The 13,048-nt window shown below is 72.3% G+C and carries 15 protein-coding genes; 6 read left to right on the forward strand and 9 right to left on the reverse strand.

From position 1 onward, the window contains the following. Positions 1–234: 234 nt before the first annotated feature. Complete coding sequence (locus GCE65_RS14830; RefSeq protein ID WP_153878912.1) at positions 235–1,605, forward strand: 3-oxoacyl-ACP reductase; 1,371 nt, start codon at positions 235–237, stop codon at positions 1,603–1,605. 6 nt (positions 1,606–1,611) lie between these two features. Further along, on the forward strand, positions 1,612–2,541 hold the full coding sequence (locus GCE65_RS14835; protein WP_228759992.1) for a MaoC/PaaZ C-terminal domain-containing protein: 930 nt from the start codon (positions 1,612–1,614) through the stop codon (positions 2,539–2,541). Positions 2,542–2,617: 76 nt separating this feature from the next. On the opposite strand, the gene GCE65_RS14840 is transcribed toward GCE65_RS14835, so the two are convergent. From GCE65_RS14840 to purS, 5 genes are all read right to left on the reverse strand, one after another. Continuing rightward, positions 2,618–2,929, reverse strand: a complete 312-nt coding sequence (locus GCE65_RS14840; RefSeq protein ID WP_153878913.1) for a hypothetical protein — start codon at positions 2,927–2,929, stop codon at positions 2,618–2,620. 260 nt (positions 2,930–3,189) lie between these two features. After that, positions 3,190–3,588, reverse strand: coding sequence for a hypothetical protein (locus GCE65_RS14845; protein WP_153878914.1), 399 nt, complete (start codon positions 3,586–3,588; stop codon positions 3,190–3,192). A gap of 116 nt (positions 3,589–3,704) precedes the next feature. Next, positions 3,705–4,130 (reverse strand): ribonuclease HI, encoded by a 426-nt coding sequence (gene rnhA, locus GCE65_RS14850; protein WP_153879306.1) that lies wholly within the window; start codon positions 4,128–4,130, stop codon positions 3,705–3,707. Positions 4,131–4,204: 74 nt separating this feature from the next. Continuing rightward, positions 4,205–4,882 (reverse strand): phosphoribosylformylglycinamidine synthase subunit PurQ, encoded by a 678-nt coding sequence (gene purQ / locus GCE65_RS14855; protein ID WP_153878915.1) that lies wholly within the window; start codon positions 4,880–4,882, stop codon positions 4,205–4,207. After that, entirely contained in the window at positions 4,879–5,133 is a 255-nt protein-coding gene (gene purS / locus GCE65_RS14860; protein ID WP_152910477.1) for a phosphoribosylformylglycinamidine synthase subunit PurS, read from the reverse strand. Before purS ends, purQ begins: the two co-directional genes overlap by 4 nt. Before the next feature lie 119 nt (positions 5,134–5,252). On the opposite strand from purS, the gene GCE65_RS14865 reads away from it, so the two are divergent. Beyond that, positions 5,253–5,918 carry an MBL fold metallo-hydrolase gene (locus tag GCE65_RS14865; protein ID WP_153878916.1) on the forward strand — a complete coding sequence of 222 codons (666 nt, stop codon included), beginning with the start codon at positions 5,253–5,255 and terminating at the stop codon, positions 5,916–5,918. Positions 5,919–5,942: 24 nt separating this feature from the next. Here GCE65_RS14865 and GCE65_RS14870 read toward each other — a convergent pair whose 3' ends face one another. Then, on the reverse strand, positions 5,943–6,260 hold the full coding sequence (locus GCE65_RS14870) for a hypothetical protein (protein WP_228759993.1): 318 nt from the start codon (positions 6,258–6,260) through the stop codon (positions 5,943–5,945). Positions 6,261–6,368: 108 nt separating this feature from the next. Then, entirely contained in the window at positions 6,369–7,247 is an 879-nt protein-coding gene (locus GCE65_RS14875) for a phosphoribosylaminoimidazolesuccinocarboxamide synthase (RefSeq protein WP_228759994.1), read from the reverse strand. Positions 7,248–7,288: 41 nt separating this feature from the next. Between GCE65_RS14875 and GCE65_RS14880 the strand changes: the two genes are divergently transcribed. Both GCE65_RS14880 and GCE65_RS14885 read left to right on the forward strand, forming a co-directional pair. Then, positions 7,289–8,380, forward strand: a complete 1,092-nt coding sequence (locus GCE65_RS14880; protein WP_153878918.1) for a TNT domain-containing protein — start codon at positions 7,289–7,291, stop codon at positions 8,378–8,380. A gap of 192 nt (positions 8,381–8,572) precedes the next feature. After that, the gene (locus GCE65_RS14885; RefSeq protein ID WP_153878919.1) at positions 8,573–9,505 is read left to right on the forward strand and encodes a GNAT family N-acetyltransferase; all 933 of its coding nucleotides are present in this window, start codon (positions 8,573–8,575) and stop codon (positions 9,503–9,505) included. Positions 9,506–9,731: 226 nt separating this feature from the next. On the opposite strand, the gene purD is transcribed toward GCE65_RS14885, so the two are convergent. Beyond that, positions 9,732–11,060, reverse strand: coding sequence for a phosphoribosylamine--glycine ligase (purD, locus tag GCE65_RS14890; RefSeq protein ID WP_153878920.1), 1,329 nt, complete (start codon positions 11,058–11,060; stop codon positions 9,732–9,734). Positions 11,061–11,170: 110 nt separating this feature from the next. Between purD and GCE65_RS14895 the strand changes: the two genes are divergently transcribed. Beyond that, positions 11,171–11,695 (forward strand): OsmC family protein, encoded by a 525-nt coding sequence (locus GCE65_RS14895; RefSeq protein WP_153878921.1) that lies wholly within the window; start codon positions 11,171–11,173, stop codon positions 11,693–11,695. A 52-nt stretch (positions 11,696–11,747) separates the two neighbouring features. Here GCE65_RS14895 and GCE65_RS14900 read toward each other — a convergent pair whose 3' ends face one another. After that, on the reverse strand, positions 11,748–13,034 hold the full coding sequence (locus tag GCE65_RS14900) for an adenylosuccinate synthase (RefSeq protein ID WP_152910469.1): 1,287 nt from the start codon (positions 13,032–13,034) through the stop codon (positions 11,748–11,750). Positions 13,035–13,048 lie beyond the last annotated feature (14 nt).

The raw sequence follows: 13,048 nt of genomic DNA on the forward strand, positions 1-13,048 counted from the left end.
CGGTGCTGTGGGAGCCGGGACGTGTCTGCCGGTTCGCTCACTGATCGGCGCTCGCCCCCGTCACCGGGTTTGGCGCTCAGCCCTATCGACGGTCCACACGTCCCGGGCAGCCACCAGACCTCGCAGATCTCATGCTGGACATCAACAGTGTCGAGCGAGCTGGGCGATGGCCCGGCAGCACCCGGGGTGCATCAGCGTCCTATCGAAGAACGCTGACACAAGGAAGGTAGACCAGTGAGCGACACGTACCTCGACCTCGTCAACTCCGGTCCGGCCGCGAAGCTCGCCAAGGCCCTCGGCCTCCCCCGCCCCGTGCCGCTGCGCCGGCAGGGCTTCGACGCCGGCCCCGCGCGGCCCGCGGCCGACGGCCCGGTCGTCGTGCTCGGCTCCGGCGACGACGCGGACTCGGTCGCGACCATGCTGCTCGACCGGGGCCTCGACGTGCGCCGCACCGCCCCGCAGGACGGTTCGCCCCGCGTGGCCGCGATCGTGCCGGTGTTCACCGCGTTGTCCGCCCCGCAGGAGGCCGGGGAGATCACCCTCGCGATCGGCGGGATGCTCCGCTCGCTCGCTCCGCACGGCCGGATCGTCTCGATCTCCCGCGATCCCGCCGACGCCCAGGGCGACGCGGCTCCCACGTGGGCCGCCGCCCAGGGCGGGGTGGCCGGCATGCTCCGCTCGCTGGCGAAGGAGCTGCGCGCCGGGGCGACCGCGAACGGGATCGTGCTCGCCGCCGGCGCCTACGCCGACTCCCCCTCGGTGTCCGCCACGCTCGCCTTCCTCCTGTCCACCCGCTCGGCGTTCGTCGACGGCCAGCTGCTCGAGGTGTCCACCGGCCGGGGGCACGAGCCTGCGGACGACGCCCTCCCCCTCGCCGGGCGCGTCGCCGTGGTCACGGGCGCGGCCCGGGGCATCGGCGAGGCGATCGCGCGCGTGCTCGCCCGCGACGGCGCCCACGTCATCGGCGTCGACGTGACGGCCGCCGGGGAGTCGCTCGCCGCCGTGATGAACCGGATCGGGGGCACCGCGCTCCAGCTCGACATCACCTCCCCCGAGGCGGGTCGGCGGATCGCGGACCTGGCGAGCGCCCGCTACGGGAGGCTCGACATCGTCGTCCACAATGCCGGGGTGCTGCGCGACAAGCTGCTCGCGAACATGAGCGCCGAGCAGTGGGATGCCGTCATCGGCGTGAACATCGCCGCGCAGCTCGCGATGAACGAGCACCTGCTCACGCGCACCGACCTCGCCCCGGACGGGCTGCGGCTCGCCGCGCTCGCCTCGACCTCGGGGATCGCCGGCAACCGCGGCCAGACGAACTACGGCTATTCGAAGGCGGCCGTCATCGCGATGACCGAGGCGCTCGCGCCGCGGCTGGCGGGCACCGGCGGCACCGCGAACGCCGTGGCCCCGGGGTTCATCGAGACCGACATGACCGCGAAGATCCCGCCGATCCCGCGGCAGATCGCCCGGCGCGTCAACTCCCTCCAGCAGGGCGGCCGGCCGATCGACGTGGCCGAGGCGGTCGCGTTCCTCGTCTCGCCGGGCGCGGGCGGCATCACGGGGCAGACGCTGCGGGTGTGCGGGCAGAACCTCGTGGGGCGGTGACGGCCGGTGGACACGAACGGCCGGACCGGCACACACGGGACGGGCGGCGCGAGTGACACCGTGCTCCCGGCGCTGCCGAGCCTCGCCTCCCTCTACGGCGCGGCGCTCGGGCGCTCGGCGCGCGCGGCGATGCTGCGCACCGATCGGCCGCAGCTGCTGCCGAACGTGGTCTACCGCGTGGACGACGTCGGCGTGGATCCCGCGCGACTCACCCGCTACCAGCACCTGGTGGGCGAGTCGGGCCGGGACGTGCTGCCGGCCGGGTTCGTGCACGTGCTCGGCTTCCCGCTCGCGGTGCAGGTGATGGCCCGGCACGACTTCCCGCTGCCGCTGCTGGGGATGGTCCACATCGCCAATCGGGTGGAGGTCGCCCGACCGCTCGACCTGACCGACGCGCTCACGGTGCGGGCGTGGTCGCGGAACCGGCGGCCGCATCACCGGGGCACGCAGGTCGATCTCGTGGTCGAGGTGACCGAGACGGGCGACACCGATCCCCAGCCCGCGTGGCGCGGCGTCTCGACCTACCTGGCCAAGGGCGTGCGGCTCGAGGGTCTCGAGGCGGCGCCGGAGCCCGTGCGTCAGGAGCCGGGCGAGCTCCCGGTGACGGCCCGTTGGGAGCTCGGGGCGGGGGTCGGCCGCGAATACGCCAAGGTCTCCGGCGACGTCAACCCGATCCACCTCTCGTCGCTGTCGGCCAAGGCGTTCGGGTTCCCGCGGGCGATCGCGCACGGCATGTACACCGCCTCCCGGGCGCTCGCGCTCGTGGGTCCGCGCCGGGGCGAGTCGTTCGCGTGGACGACCGAGTTCGCCGCTCCCGTGCTCCTGCCCGGCCGGGTCGAGGTGAACGTGACCGAGACCCCGGACGGGTTCACCTACGCGGGGTGGGGCCGGAAACCGAACTTCACGGGCGCCGTCCATAGGCTTCGACCGCACTGAGGGTGCCGGCGCCGACGACCCGGCGGGCGTCGGCACTCGACCTCAGGCCCGAATGCGCCCGGTTCAGGTCGGCAGGTCACCTGGATTCGACGGTGAGCAGATCACCGGAGATCGCAACGACCACGAGCCGCTCATCCAGAGACGCATTCAGGTGGACCTCGAGCAGATCCTGGCAGTCGCCGCTGCCCGAGCCACCGAAGGTCCGTGTGGAGACGACGGCCACACGGACCGCCTCATCATCCTCCTCCAGGAGGTCGACCTCAGGGCCCTCGTTGCAGGTGTCGACCACGAGACCGAGGACCTCTGGTTCGAGGAGGCTCGCTTGAACCACAGGCACCCGGGCACGCCAGGCGACGCCAACGGTCAACACGTACGTGCCTGCAACCACGAGGCCGATGACCAGCAGGCCGGCCGAGCCCCACCACAGCCGTCTACGTCGCCGCCGTGGGGCGGTGTCGCCCGTTCGAGATGGAGGAGACATCAGTTCGTCGCGATGTAGATCCCGAGGGCGTTGTCGGATCGTATCGCCAGCCCGAGTGCAGCCCATAGGCAGTATTGCCCCAAGAGATCGGGCCACCGCTGTCACCACCGGCCGCGAGACGTTCTCGGTGACCCCTGCCCGTGACACCGGGACCTCCTGGCGCGTGCTCACTCCATGACGACGAGGAAGTACTCGTCCTCGCCCGCACAGGCGGACGGAATGTCGAAGGAGTCGTGCGGCGGCTGGAAACCGCCGCCGAACGCGACCCCGCCCCCCGGGGCGAGGCGGTCCGGGCGGGGATCCTCGACGTCGAAGACGGGGATGGCCACGGATCCGTCGAGTTCGCTCTCGACCGCCAGGCAGCCGTCGCGATCGACGATCCGCCCCTCGAGCAGCGCGCCGTCGCCGACACCCGGCGTGCCTCCGCTCGAACGGGGAACCTGCAGCCCGTTCGGCAACTCGGTGCCGCCCGCCGAGGACGCCTGGCAACCGGCCGCGACGAGGACGAGTGCGGCCGCCGTGAGGAGTCGGCGCGCCCACCCGATCGGAATGACGCTGACGACCATGGCGACTCCTTCGTCGTAGTGCTCGGTCCGGTCAGGCTACGCGAGGCGTGGTCGGCCGCGGGCCGAGCCCACCTAACGATCCGGACACGACGACGCGGACGAGCGGACCGCGGCACCTAGGAGCGGCGGATCTCGTCGACGCCGAGGTTGGCGAGTTGGTCGGCCCGCTCGTTGCCGGGGTCGCCGGCGTGGCCCTTGACCCAGGTCCAGTGCACGTCGTGGACCTCGACGAGCTTCTCGAGCTCGCGCCACAGCTCGGCGTTCTTGACCGGCTGCTTCGAGGCGGTGCGCCAGCCGTTCCGCTTCCAGCCGTGGATCCACTTGGTCATGCCGTTCATGACGTAGGAGGAGTCGATGTGCAGCTCGACCCGGCTCGGCCTCGTGAGGGACTCGAGGCCGCGGATGACGGCGCTCAGCTCCATCCGGTTGTTCGTGGTCACGGCCTCGCCGCCGAAGAGTTCCTTCGTGTGCCCGCCGTAGCGCATGAGCACCCCCCAGCCGCCGGGGCCGGGGTTGCCCTTGCAGGCGCCGTCGGTCCACATCCGAACCGAGGGCGTGGCCTCGGATCCGGACGGGGCGGGACCGTCCGGATCGAGCGCCGAGGGGGCCGGTTCGCTCACGCGTGGGCGAGGAGGGAGTCGAGGACCGAGGTGAACACTCGCAGCCCGTCGGTGCCCGGGCCGAAGCCGGGCTCGATCGCGTGCTCGGGGTGGGGCATGAGGCCCACGACGTTCCCGGCGGCGTTCGTGATGCCCGCGATGTCGTTCCGGGAGCCGTTCGGGTTGTCGACGTACCGGAAGACCACGCGGCCCTCGCCCTCGAGCTCGGCGAGGGTCGCCTCGTCCGCGATGAACTGGCCCTCCTGGTTCTTCAGCGGCACCACGAATTCGTCGCCGAGCGTGAAGTCGCGGGTCCACGGGGTGTCCGCGTTGTCGATGCGCAGGCGCTGGTCGCGGCACAGGAAGGAGAGCTTCTCGTTGTTGACCATGGCCCCGGCGAGCAGCCCGGCCTCGCACAGGATCTGGAAGCCGTTGCAGATGCCGAGCACGGGCAGGCCGCCGCGGGCCGCATCGATCACCGAGCCCATGATCGGGGTGAGGCTGCTCAGCGCGCCGGCCCGGAGGTAGTCGCCGTAGGAGAAGCCGCCGGGCAGCACCACGGCGTCGACCCCGGCGAGGCCGGAGTCGGCGTGCCACAGGTTCACGGCCTCGGCGCCGGCGAAGCGCGCGGCGCGGGCGGCGTCGCGATCGTCCAGCGTGCCGGGGAAGGTGATGACCCCGATGCGGGCCGTCACTGCTCGACCTGCTCGTACACCGCGACCACGTCCTCGATCACGGGGTTGGAGAGCACCTCTTCCGCGGCGCGACGGGCGGTGGCGAGCAGTTCCTCGGTCACCTCGCCGGCGACCTCGAGCTCGAACCGCTTCCCCTGGCGAACCGAGGCGAAATCGGCGAAGCCGAGGCGGGGCAGCGACCCGGCGACCGCCTTCCCCTGCGGGTCCAGAATCTCCGGCTTCGGCATGACCTCGACGATCAGACGGGGCATTGAGGGCTCCTGCGTTATGCGTTTTCGGTGGGCGCGCCCAGCCTACCGCCGCGGGCTACGGGGGCGGGCTCGTCGTCCATGCTCCGAGCCGTTGGAGCCGAACCGCCTACGCTGGGCGCATGTTCCCTTCGCTGCGGCCGGGCGACGCCCCGGTGACGACGACGTCCGGCGGGCTTCGGATCACGAAGATCGCCGTGGACTACGCCATGAACAACAACGCCTACCTGCTCGAATGCGTGCGCAGTGGCGAGCGGGCGCTCATCGACGCCGCCGCCGAACCCGACGTCCTGCTCGAGGCGATCGGGCTCGGCGCGCTCGCGACCGTGGTCACGACGCACGCGCACTGGGATCACCACCGCGCGCTCGCGGCGGTCGTGCGGGCGACGGACGCCGCGGTCGTCGCGGGCGCGGCGGATGCGGCGGAGATCACGGCCCAGACCTCGGTCATCGTGGATCGGGCGGTCACCGGCGGTGACGTGGTCATGGTCGGCGATGTGCCGCTGGCGGTCGTGAGTCTCGTGGGCCACACGCCCGGGTCGATCGCGCTCATCCACCGGCCCGACGGCGCCACACCCCACGCGTTCACCGGCGACTCGCTCTTCCCGGGCGGGGTCGGCAACACCCATGGGGACCCGGCGGCGTTCGCCTCGCTGCTCGCGGGCGTGCGCGCCACACTGTTCGATGAGCTGCCCGACGAGGCCGTGGTCCATCCCGGGCACGGCGACGACACGACCCTCGGGGCCGAGCGCGGATCCCTGGACGAGTGGGAGCGACGCGGCTGGTAGGGCTGTGCGCCGGTCGCGGGCCTGCTAGCGGCCTCGGCGCGCGAGCGTGAGAACGACGGCCGCACCGGTGAGCGCGGCCAGGCACGCCGTCCGCCGGGCGTGCGGCCCGGGCCTCGCCTCGCCGAGCACGCCGCCGACGCCGCGGCCGGCCATGACGGCACCGACGCCGAGGTTCGACATGAGGGAGGCGACGCTCAGGTTGCTCGCGATGCTCAGCAGCGAGAGCGAGGACCCGATCGAGCACACCGAACCGGCCGATCCGACCGACCCGACCGAAAGCACCGACCCCCGGCTCCCGATGCTCAGGAACGAATCCTCCGACCACAGCGACCAGCGTGACATGCCTCCAGCATGCGCCATGCTCGTCGCGCTGAGAAGCCGAACGGTGGATTCGGCCACCCGATCCGGTCGCCGAGGGGCCGAATCCACCGTTCGCCGGCCCGGGAAGCCTTAGAGGGGAAGGGGTGAGCCCGTGATGCGCTCGTACGCCTCGAGGTAGCGGGCGCGGGTCGCCTCGACCACGCCGGCGGGAAGCTCCGGCGGCGGGGTCTCGCTCGCGCGGTCCCAGCCCGAGTCGCGGGTGAGCCAGTCGCGCACGTACTGCTTGTCGAAGGAGGGCTGAGCACGGCCCACCTGCCACTGATCCGCGGGCCAGTAGCGGGACGAGTCCGGCGTGAGCACCTCGTCGCCGAGGAGCAGGGAACCGGTGGCGTCCATCCCGAACTCGAACTTCGTGTCCGCCAGGAGGATGCCCCGCTCGGCCGAGATCTCGGCCGCACGCGTATAGACGGCGAGCGTCACCTCCCGCAGCCGGCTCGCCAGCTCCTCGCCCACCCGGGCGGAGACGACCTCGAAGGACACGTTCTCGTCGTGGTCCCCCACGGCGGCCTTCGACGCGGGGGTGAAGATCGGCTCGGGAAGGCGAGCGCCGTCGTCCAGACCCTCCGGCAAAGCGACCCCGCACACGCTCGACGTGGCGCGGTACTCGACCAGGCCGGAGCCGGTGAGGTAGCCGCGGGCGACGCATTCGATCGGCACCATGTCGAGGCGGCGGCAGATCATCGCGCGCCCGGCCACGGCGGCCGGCACGTCGAGGCTGAGGAGGTGGTTGCCGATGATCGGCTCCATCCGCTCGAACCACCACGTGCTCAACGCCGTGAGCACGACGCCCTTGCCCGGGATCTCGGTCGGAAGGATGACGTCGTAGGCGCTGATGCGGTCGGAGGCGACGACGAGCACGACGTCCGCGGGACCGTCGGTCGGCTCGTACAGATCGCGGACCTTGCCGGAGTACACGTGCCGCCAGCCGGGCAGTTGAGGAGCTGTCACGTACAGGATTCTGCCACCGGTGAGCCAGTACGATCGACCGCATGCCCGCAGCCGACCCCGCCCTCATCGGCGCCCTCGCCGCGGCCGTCCGGTCCCAGGCGGACGCGCAGCCCGCCGGTGAAGCGGGCGAGGCGGTCTCGGCGGAGTGGTCGCAGGCGGGCTCCGACCACGCCGGACGGTTGTACACCCCCGCGGGGAGACACCCCCTCGGTGACGACGCGGTCGAGGCGTTCGGCCGGCTCCGCGAGGCGATGACCTCCCCGGCGCGGGGCGCCTGGCTCAGCGCCCGGATCGACGTGCCCGCCGACGGCCCCGCCGAATTCACGGCGAACTTCGGGCAGCGCCCCTGGTGGAACGCGGCGGGCCCCTCGATGCTCGTGCCCGGAGATCCCGGGCTCGCGCCCCACCCGCCGGCGGAGCACTGGCTCGCCGAGCTGATGCGGCACCCGCGCTCGCGGGAACACTGGCCCACCTGGCTGCCGTGGCAGGATCCGCTGGCCGAATACGCGCGGCTGCGCGAGGCACTCGACCGGGCGGGGGTGCCGCGCGGCGCGGTGCGCCTGCCGGGCGAGGTCCACCCGTACTTCGAGGGCGCCGTGGTGATCCGGCCGATCGGGCACGCCGTGGCCACCGCGGAGTTGACGGACTACGGCCAGTCCGTGCGGCTGGGCGACGGCACCCCGGCGCAGATGTGCCGTCTGGTGTGGGATTACGTGATGTCTCCCCTCCCGCCTCCGCTGCCGCTGCCCGCCCCCGATGCGGCCGCCCGGATGCAGGCGGCGGCCCCCGCGCTCTCCGCGCTGGCGGCCCGCATCCGGGCGGCCGGGCCCGGCGGCATCGCGACCGATCTGGCCCCCGGACTCCTCTTCGACCGGATCGGCACGCTCGACGGGCTCTACATCTACGGTTGGCAGGCACCACTCGAGTCCCGGTCGCTGCCCTCGACGGCGACGGGCGCGGGGGCCACCCGCGTCGTGTTCATCTCCCGGCTCGCGGTTCCGGTGCAGGCCGAACTCGTGCCGCCGTGGTTCGGCCTGCCCGGCGGGGCGCTGCGACTGCGGGCCCTGGATGAGCGGACCACGGTGCGCGACCTCGTGCGCGGCGGGGCGCTCGTTCCGGTGCGACTCGCGTGAGGTGAGGGGCGGCGGGAAGGATCGGCCACCTCCGCAATAGATCGACCACCTCCTCGCGGGAGCGTGACCTCCCCCGCGAGGAGGTCACCGCGAGCCCGGGAAGCGGCTGCAGCGCGTTGGATTCTCATTGATCGCGATCCCCCGGGCGTGACATTCTTGAGGCTCCCACCTCCCCGCCCTCGAGGACCGATCGTGTCATTGACCACCAGCCCGCTCACCATCGATCACGCCGGCGAATGGGCGAGCCTGCGCCGCCGGATCAACGAGGTGAGCGGCCTGCTGTGGAAGCCGACGGAGCAGGAGATGGTCGAGGCCCTCGCCCCGAGCTCCACGTTCGACCCGGCCCGCCAGACATGGGGGAGGTGGTCCGGGGGCTCGCTCGTCGCGTTCGCCACGGTCGCGGTGCGTGATCACCCGCGCCACGACGGTATCAACGCGGCCGACATCGATTCGGGGGTGCACCCGGATCTGCGCGGCCGGGGGATCTCCAGTGCGCTGCTCGAACTCGCCGAGCCGGTCGCCATCGAGCTCGCGACGGCCCGACTTCCGGCCGTGCCACTGGTGCTCACCGCGGTCGCGAGCTCGACCGATCAGCCGAGCATCGACCTCCTGGTCGATCACGACTATTCGGCCGTCCGCTACTTCTTCGAGATGTCGCACGACCTGAGCGGTGAGGCGAGCGAGGACTCCCGCACCCGGGAGTTCACGCCGGCCGACTCGGAGGCGACCCGGCTCGCGCACAACGACGCCTTCCGCACGCACTGGGGATCCGGGCCCGCGTCCGCGGAGAAGTGGAACCAGTTCATGACCTCGGCCGGCTTCCGCCCGGACCTGTCACGGATCGTGGAACGCGACGGCGAGGTGCTCGCCTACGGCATGGTCTCGAGCACCGTGCCCGGGGAGGCATACCTGGAGCTCGTGGGCACCCGCGCCGCGGCGCAGGGCAACGGGCTCGGCCGCGCGGTGCTCAACTCCGTGGTGGCGGCCGTGCGCGCGGCCGGCGGCTTCACCACCCTCGGTCTCGACGTCGACGCCGACAACCCCTCGGGTGCCGGCAAGTTCTACGGCTCGGCCGGATTCGTGAACGCGGCCCGCACGATCACCTACGAGAAGCCGGCGCGGTAGGCCGGCCCCTCGGGATCGACCTCCGTGCTCGGCCGGCTGCTGCGGCTGGGTACCCGCAGCGCGACCCCACCTGGTCGAAAGGACCCAGATCGGGCGGGCCCTGGAGCTGGGTACGTTCAGCCCCCTCCTGCAGGGTCGAAGGGACCCAGGTCCGCCACCCCCTGGAGCTGGGTACTCGCAGCGCGACCCCACAAGGTCCAAAGGACCCAGGTCGGGCGGCTCCCCGTCACACGACCTGGGCGGCGATGTCGGTGCGGTACTGCATCCCCGGCCAGGCGATCTCGGCCACGCCCGCATAGGCGGCGGCACGGGCCGCGGCCAGGTCCGCACCGGTACCGACGACCGAGAGCACGCGCCCGCCCGCCGAGCGCACGCTGTCGGCCTCGCCGCCCGCGGTACCTGCGTCGGCACCATCAGCGCCGTCAGCGCCGTCAGCACCATCAGGGCCGTCAGCGCCGTCAGCGCCGTCAGACGCCGTTCCGGCGTGCAGCACGTGCACGCCCGGCAGCGACTCGGCGCGCTCGATCCCGCTGATCACGTCGCCCGTGCGGGGCGCATCGGGATAGCCGGGACTGGCGAGCACGACGGTGACGGCGGCCCCGTCCGCCCACCGCAGCGGTTCGATATCGCCGAGCGTGCCGGTGGCGGCGGCGAGCAGTGGGCCCGCGAGCGGGGTGAGCAGCCGGGCGAGCACGACCTGGGTCTCCGGATCCCCGAACCGGGCGTTGAACTCGATCACCCGCAGGCCCCGCGAGGTGAGCGCCAGCCCGCAGTAGAGCAATCCCACGAACGGGGTGCCGCGGCGCGCCAACTCCTGCACCGTGGGCAGGGCGACCCGCTCCACCACCTGCTCGGTCAGGTCGTCCGGGGCCCACGGCAGCGGCGAGTAGGCGCCCATGCCGCCGGTGTTGGGCCCGGCGTCGCCGTCCAGCAGCCGCTTGAAGTCCTGCGCCGGCGCGAGCGGGACGACCGTCACACCGTCGGAGAGGCAGAACAGCGAGATCTCGGGCCCGTCGAGGAACTCCTCGATCACGACCCCGCCCTCGAGGCAGCCGCGCGCATGCTCGAGTGCCGCGTCGTGGTCGGAGGTCACCACGACCCCCTTGCCGGCCGCGAGCCCGTCGTCCTTGACCACGTGCGGGGCGCCGAAGGCATCGAGGGCATCGCGGGCCTCCTCCTCGCTCGTGCACACCCGCGCCATGGCGGTGGGCACCCCGGCCGCGGCCATCACGTCCTTGGCGAAGGCCTTCGACCCCTCGAGCCGCGCGGCTGCCCCATCCGGGCCGAACACGGGAAAGCCCGCGGCGCGGACGGCGTCGGCGACGCCTGCCACGAGCGGGGCCTCCGGGCCGATGATCACGAGGTCGGGGCGCACCTGCTCGGCGAGCGCGGCGACGTCGTCGGGCGAGTTCGCGTCCACGGGCACCGCACGGGCCTGCGCGGCGATGCCCGGGTTCCCCGGGGCGGCGACGATCTCGGTGACCGAGGGGTCGCGCGTCAGGGCGTGGACGAGGGCGTGCTCACGGGCGCCGGAACCGATGACCAGGATTCTCACGAGCACCAAGGGTAGTCGCTGGTGTCTCATTTCCTGGACTACGTGTCAGGCTCTGAGACCTCCCGACGCCCGCTCGCACGCGCCCCCGCTCGTCGGCCACGCTGCTCGCCATGACAACCACGACGATCGACCTTCCCGACCTCGCCAAGCAGACCACCGAGCAGCTCGCTGCGGGGGCACCGGCCCGGGTCGGCTTCCGCACGGAATCCCGCCTCACCCCCGGCACGAACACGGCGGTGGACATCACCGCCGGCCGGCACGAGTTCACCATCGACGAGCCGCCGGCCCTCGGGGGCGAGGACACCGGCGCCAACCCGGTCGAGCACCTGCTCGCCGCACTCTCGGCCTGCCAGGTGATCACCGTGCGGGTCTGGGCGGCCAAGCTCGGCCTCACGGTCGACACGGTCGCGGTGGACGCCCACGGCACCCTCGACCTGCGCGGCTTCTTCGGGGTCGACCCCGCCGTCCGCGCCGGCTTCCAGGACATCGAACTCGACCTGACCCTCACCGGTCCCGAGACCGAGGAGGCCTACGCGGAGCTCATCCGGGTGGTCGAGGCGCAGTGCCCCGTGCTCGACAACCTCACGGCCGGTGTGCCCGTGACCACCCGCGCGCACGTCGCCGCGACGGCCTGACCCACCGGGCAGGCCGGCCGGGCAGGCCGGCCGAGCAGGCCGGCCGAGCAGGTCAGCCGAGCAGGTCGTGCCGCACGATCGTGGCCTCGCGGTCCGGACCGACCCCGATCGAGGACATCCGGCAGCCGCTCATCTCCTCGAGCGCGAGCACGTAGTCGCGGGCCGCGGCGGGCAGGTCGTCGAAGGAGCGCACCCCGGAGATGTCCTCGGACCAGCCCGGGAGCTCCTCGTAGATCGGCTTCGCGTGGTGGAAGGCGGTCTGGTCGACCGGCATCTCGTCGTGGCGCACGCCGTCGACGTCATAGGCCACGCACACCGGGATCGTCTGGTGCCCGGTGAGCACGTCGAGCTTGGTGAGCACGAAGTCGGTCAGCCCGTTGACGCGGCTCGCATACCGGGCGATCACGGCGTCGTACCAGCCGGTGCGGCGCGGGCGCCCCGTGGTCACGCCGAACTCGCCCCCGCTGTTGCGCAGGAGGTCGCCCATCTCGTCGTGGAGTTCGGTGGGGAAGGGCCCCTCGCCCACCCGCGTGGTGTAGGCCTTGATCACGCCGACCACTCGGTCGATGCGCGTGGGCCCGATGCCCGACCCGGTGCACGCCCCGGCGGCGGTGGCCGAGGAGGACGTGACGAACGGGTACGTGCCGTGGTCGACGTCGAGCATCGTGGCCTGTCCGGCCTCGAACACCACGTTCTTGCCGGCGTCGAGGGCCTCGTTCAGCACGAGCGAGGTGTCGGCGACCATCGGCCGCACCCGGTCGGCGAAGGCGAGCAGTTCGTCGACGACCTCGTCGACGACGGAGGCGCGCCGGTTGTAGATCTTGACCAGGATCTGGTTCTTCTGGTCGAGGGCGCCCTCGACCTTCTCGCGCAGGATGCCCTCGTCGAAGATGTCGGAGATGCGGATGCCGACCCGGTTCATCTTGTCGGCGTACGTGGGCCCGATGCCGCGCCCCGTCGTGCCGATCTGCCGCTTGCCGAGGAACCGTTCGGTCACCTTGTCGAGCGTGCGATTGTATGAGGGGATCACGTGCGCCGACGAGGAGACGAGCAGCCGGGAGGTGTCGACGCCCCGGGAGTTGAGGCCCTCGAGCTCGGAGAAGAGCACCTCGAGATCGACCACCACTCCGTTCCCGATGACCGGCGTGCAGCCGGGCGAGAGGATCCCCGAGGGGAGCAGGTGGAGCGCGTACTTCTGGTCGCCCACCACCACGGTGTGGCCGGCGTTGTTCCCGCCGTTGAACTTGACCACGTAGTCGACGCGCGAGCCGAGCTGATCGGTGGCCTTCCCCTTGCCCTCGTCGCCCCACTGTGCCCCGAGCACCACTACTGCCGGCATTGATCTTCCCTTCC

Source organism: Pseudactinotalea sp. HY158, from assembly GCF_009660225.1.
GTDB lineage: Bacteria > Actinomycetota > Actinomycetes > Actinomycetales > Beutenbergiaceae > HY158.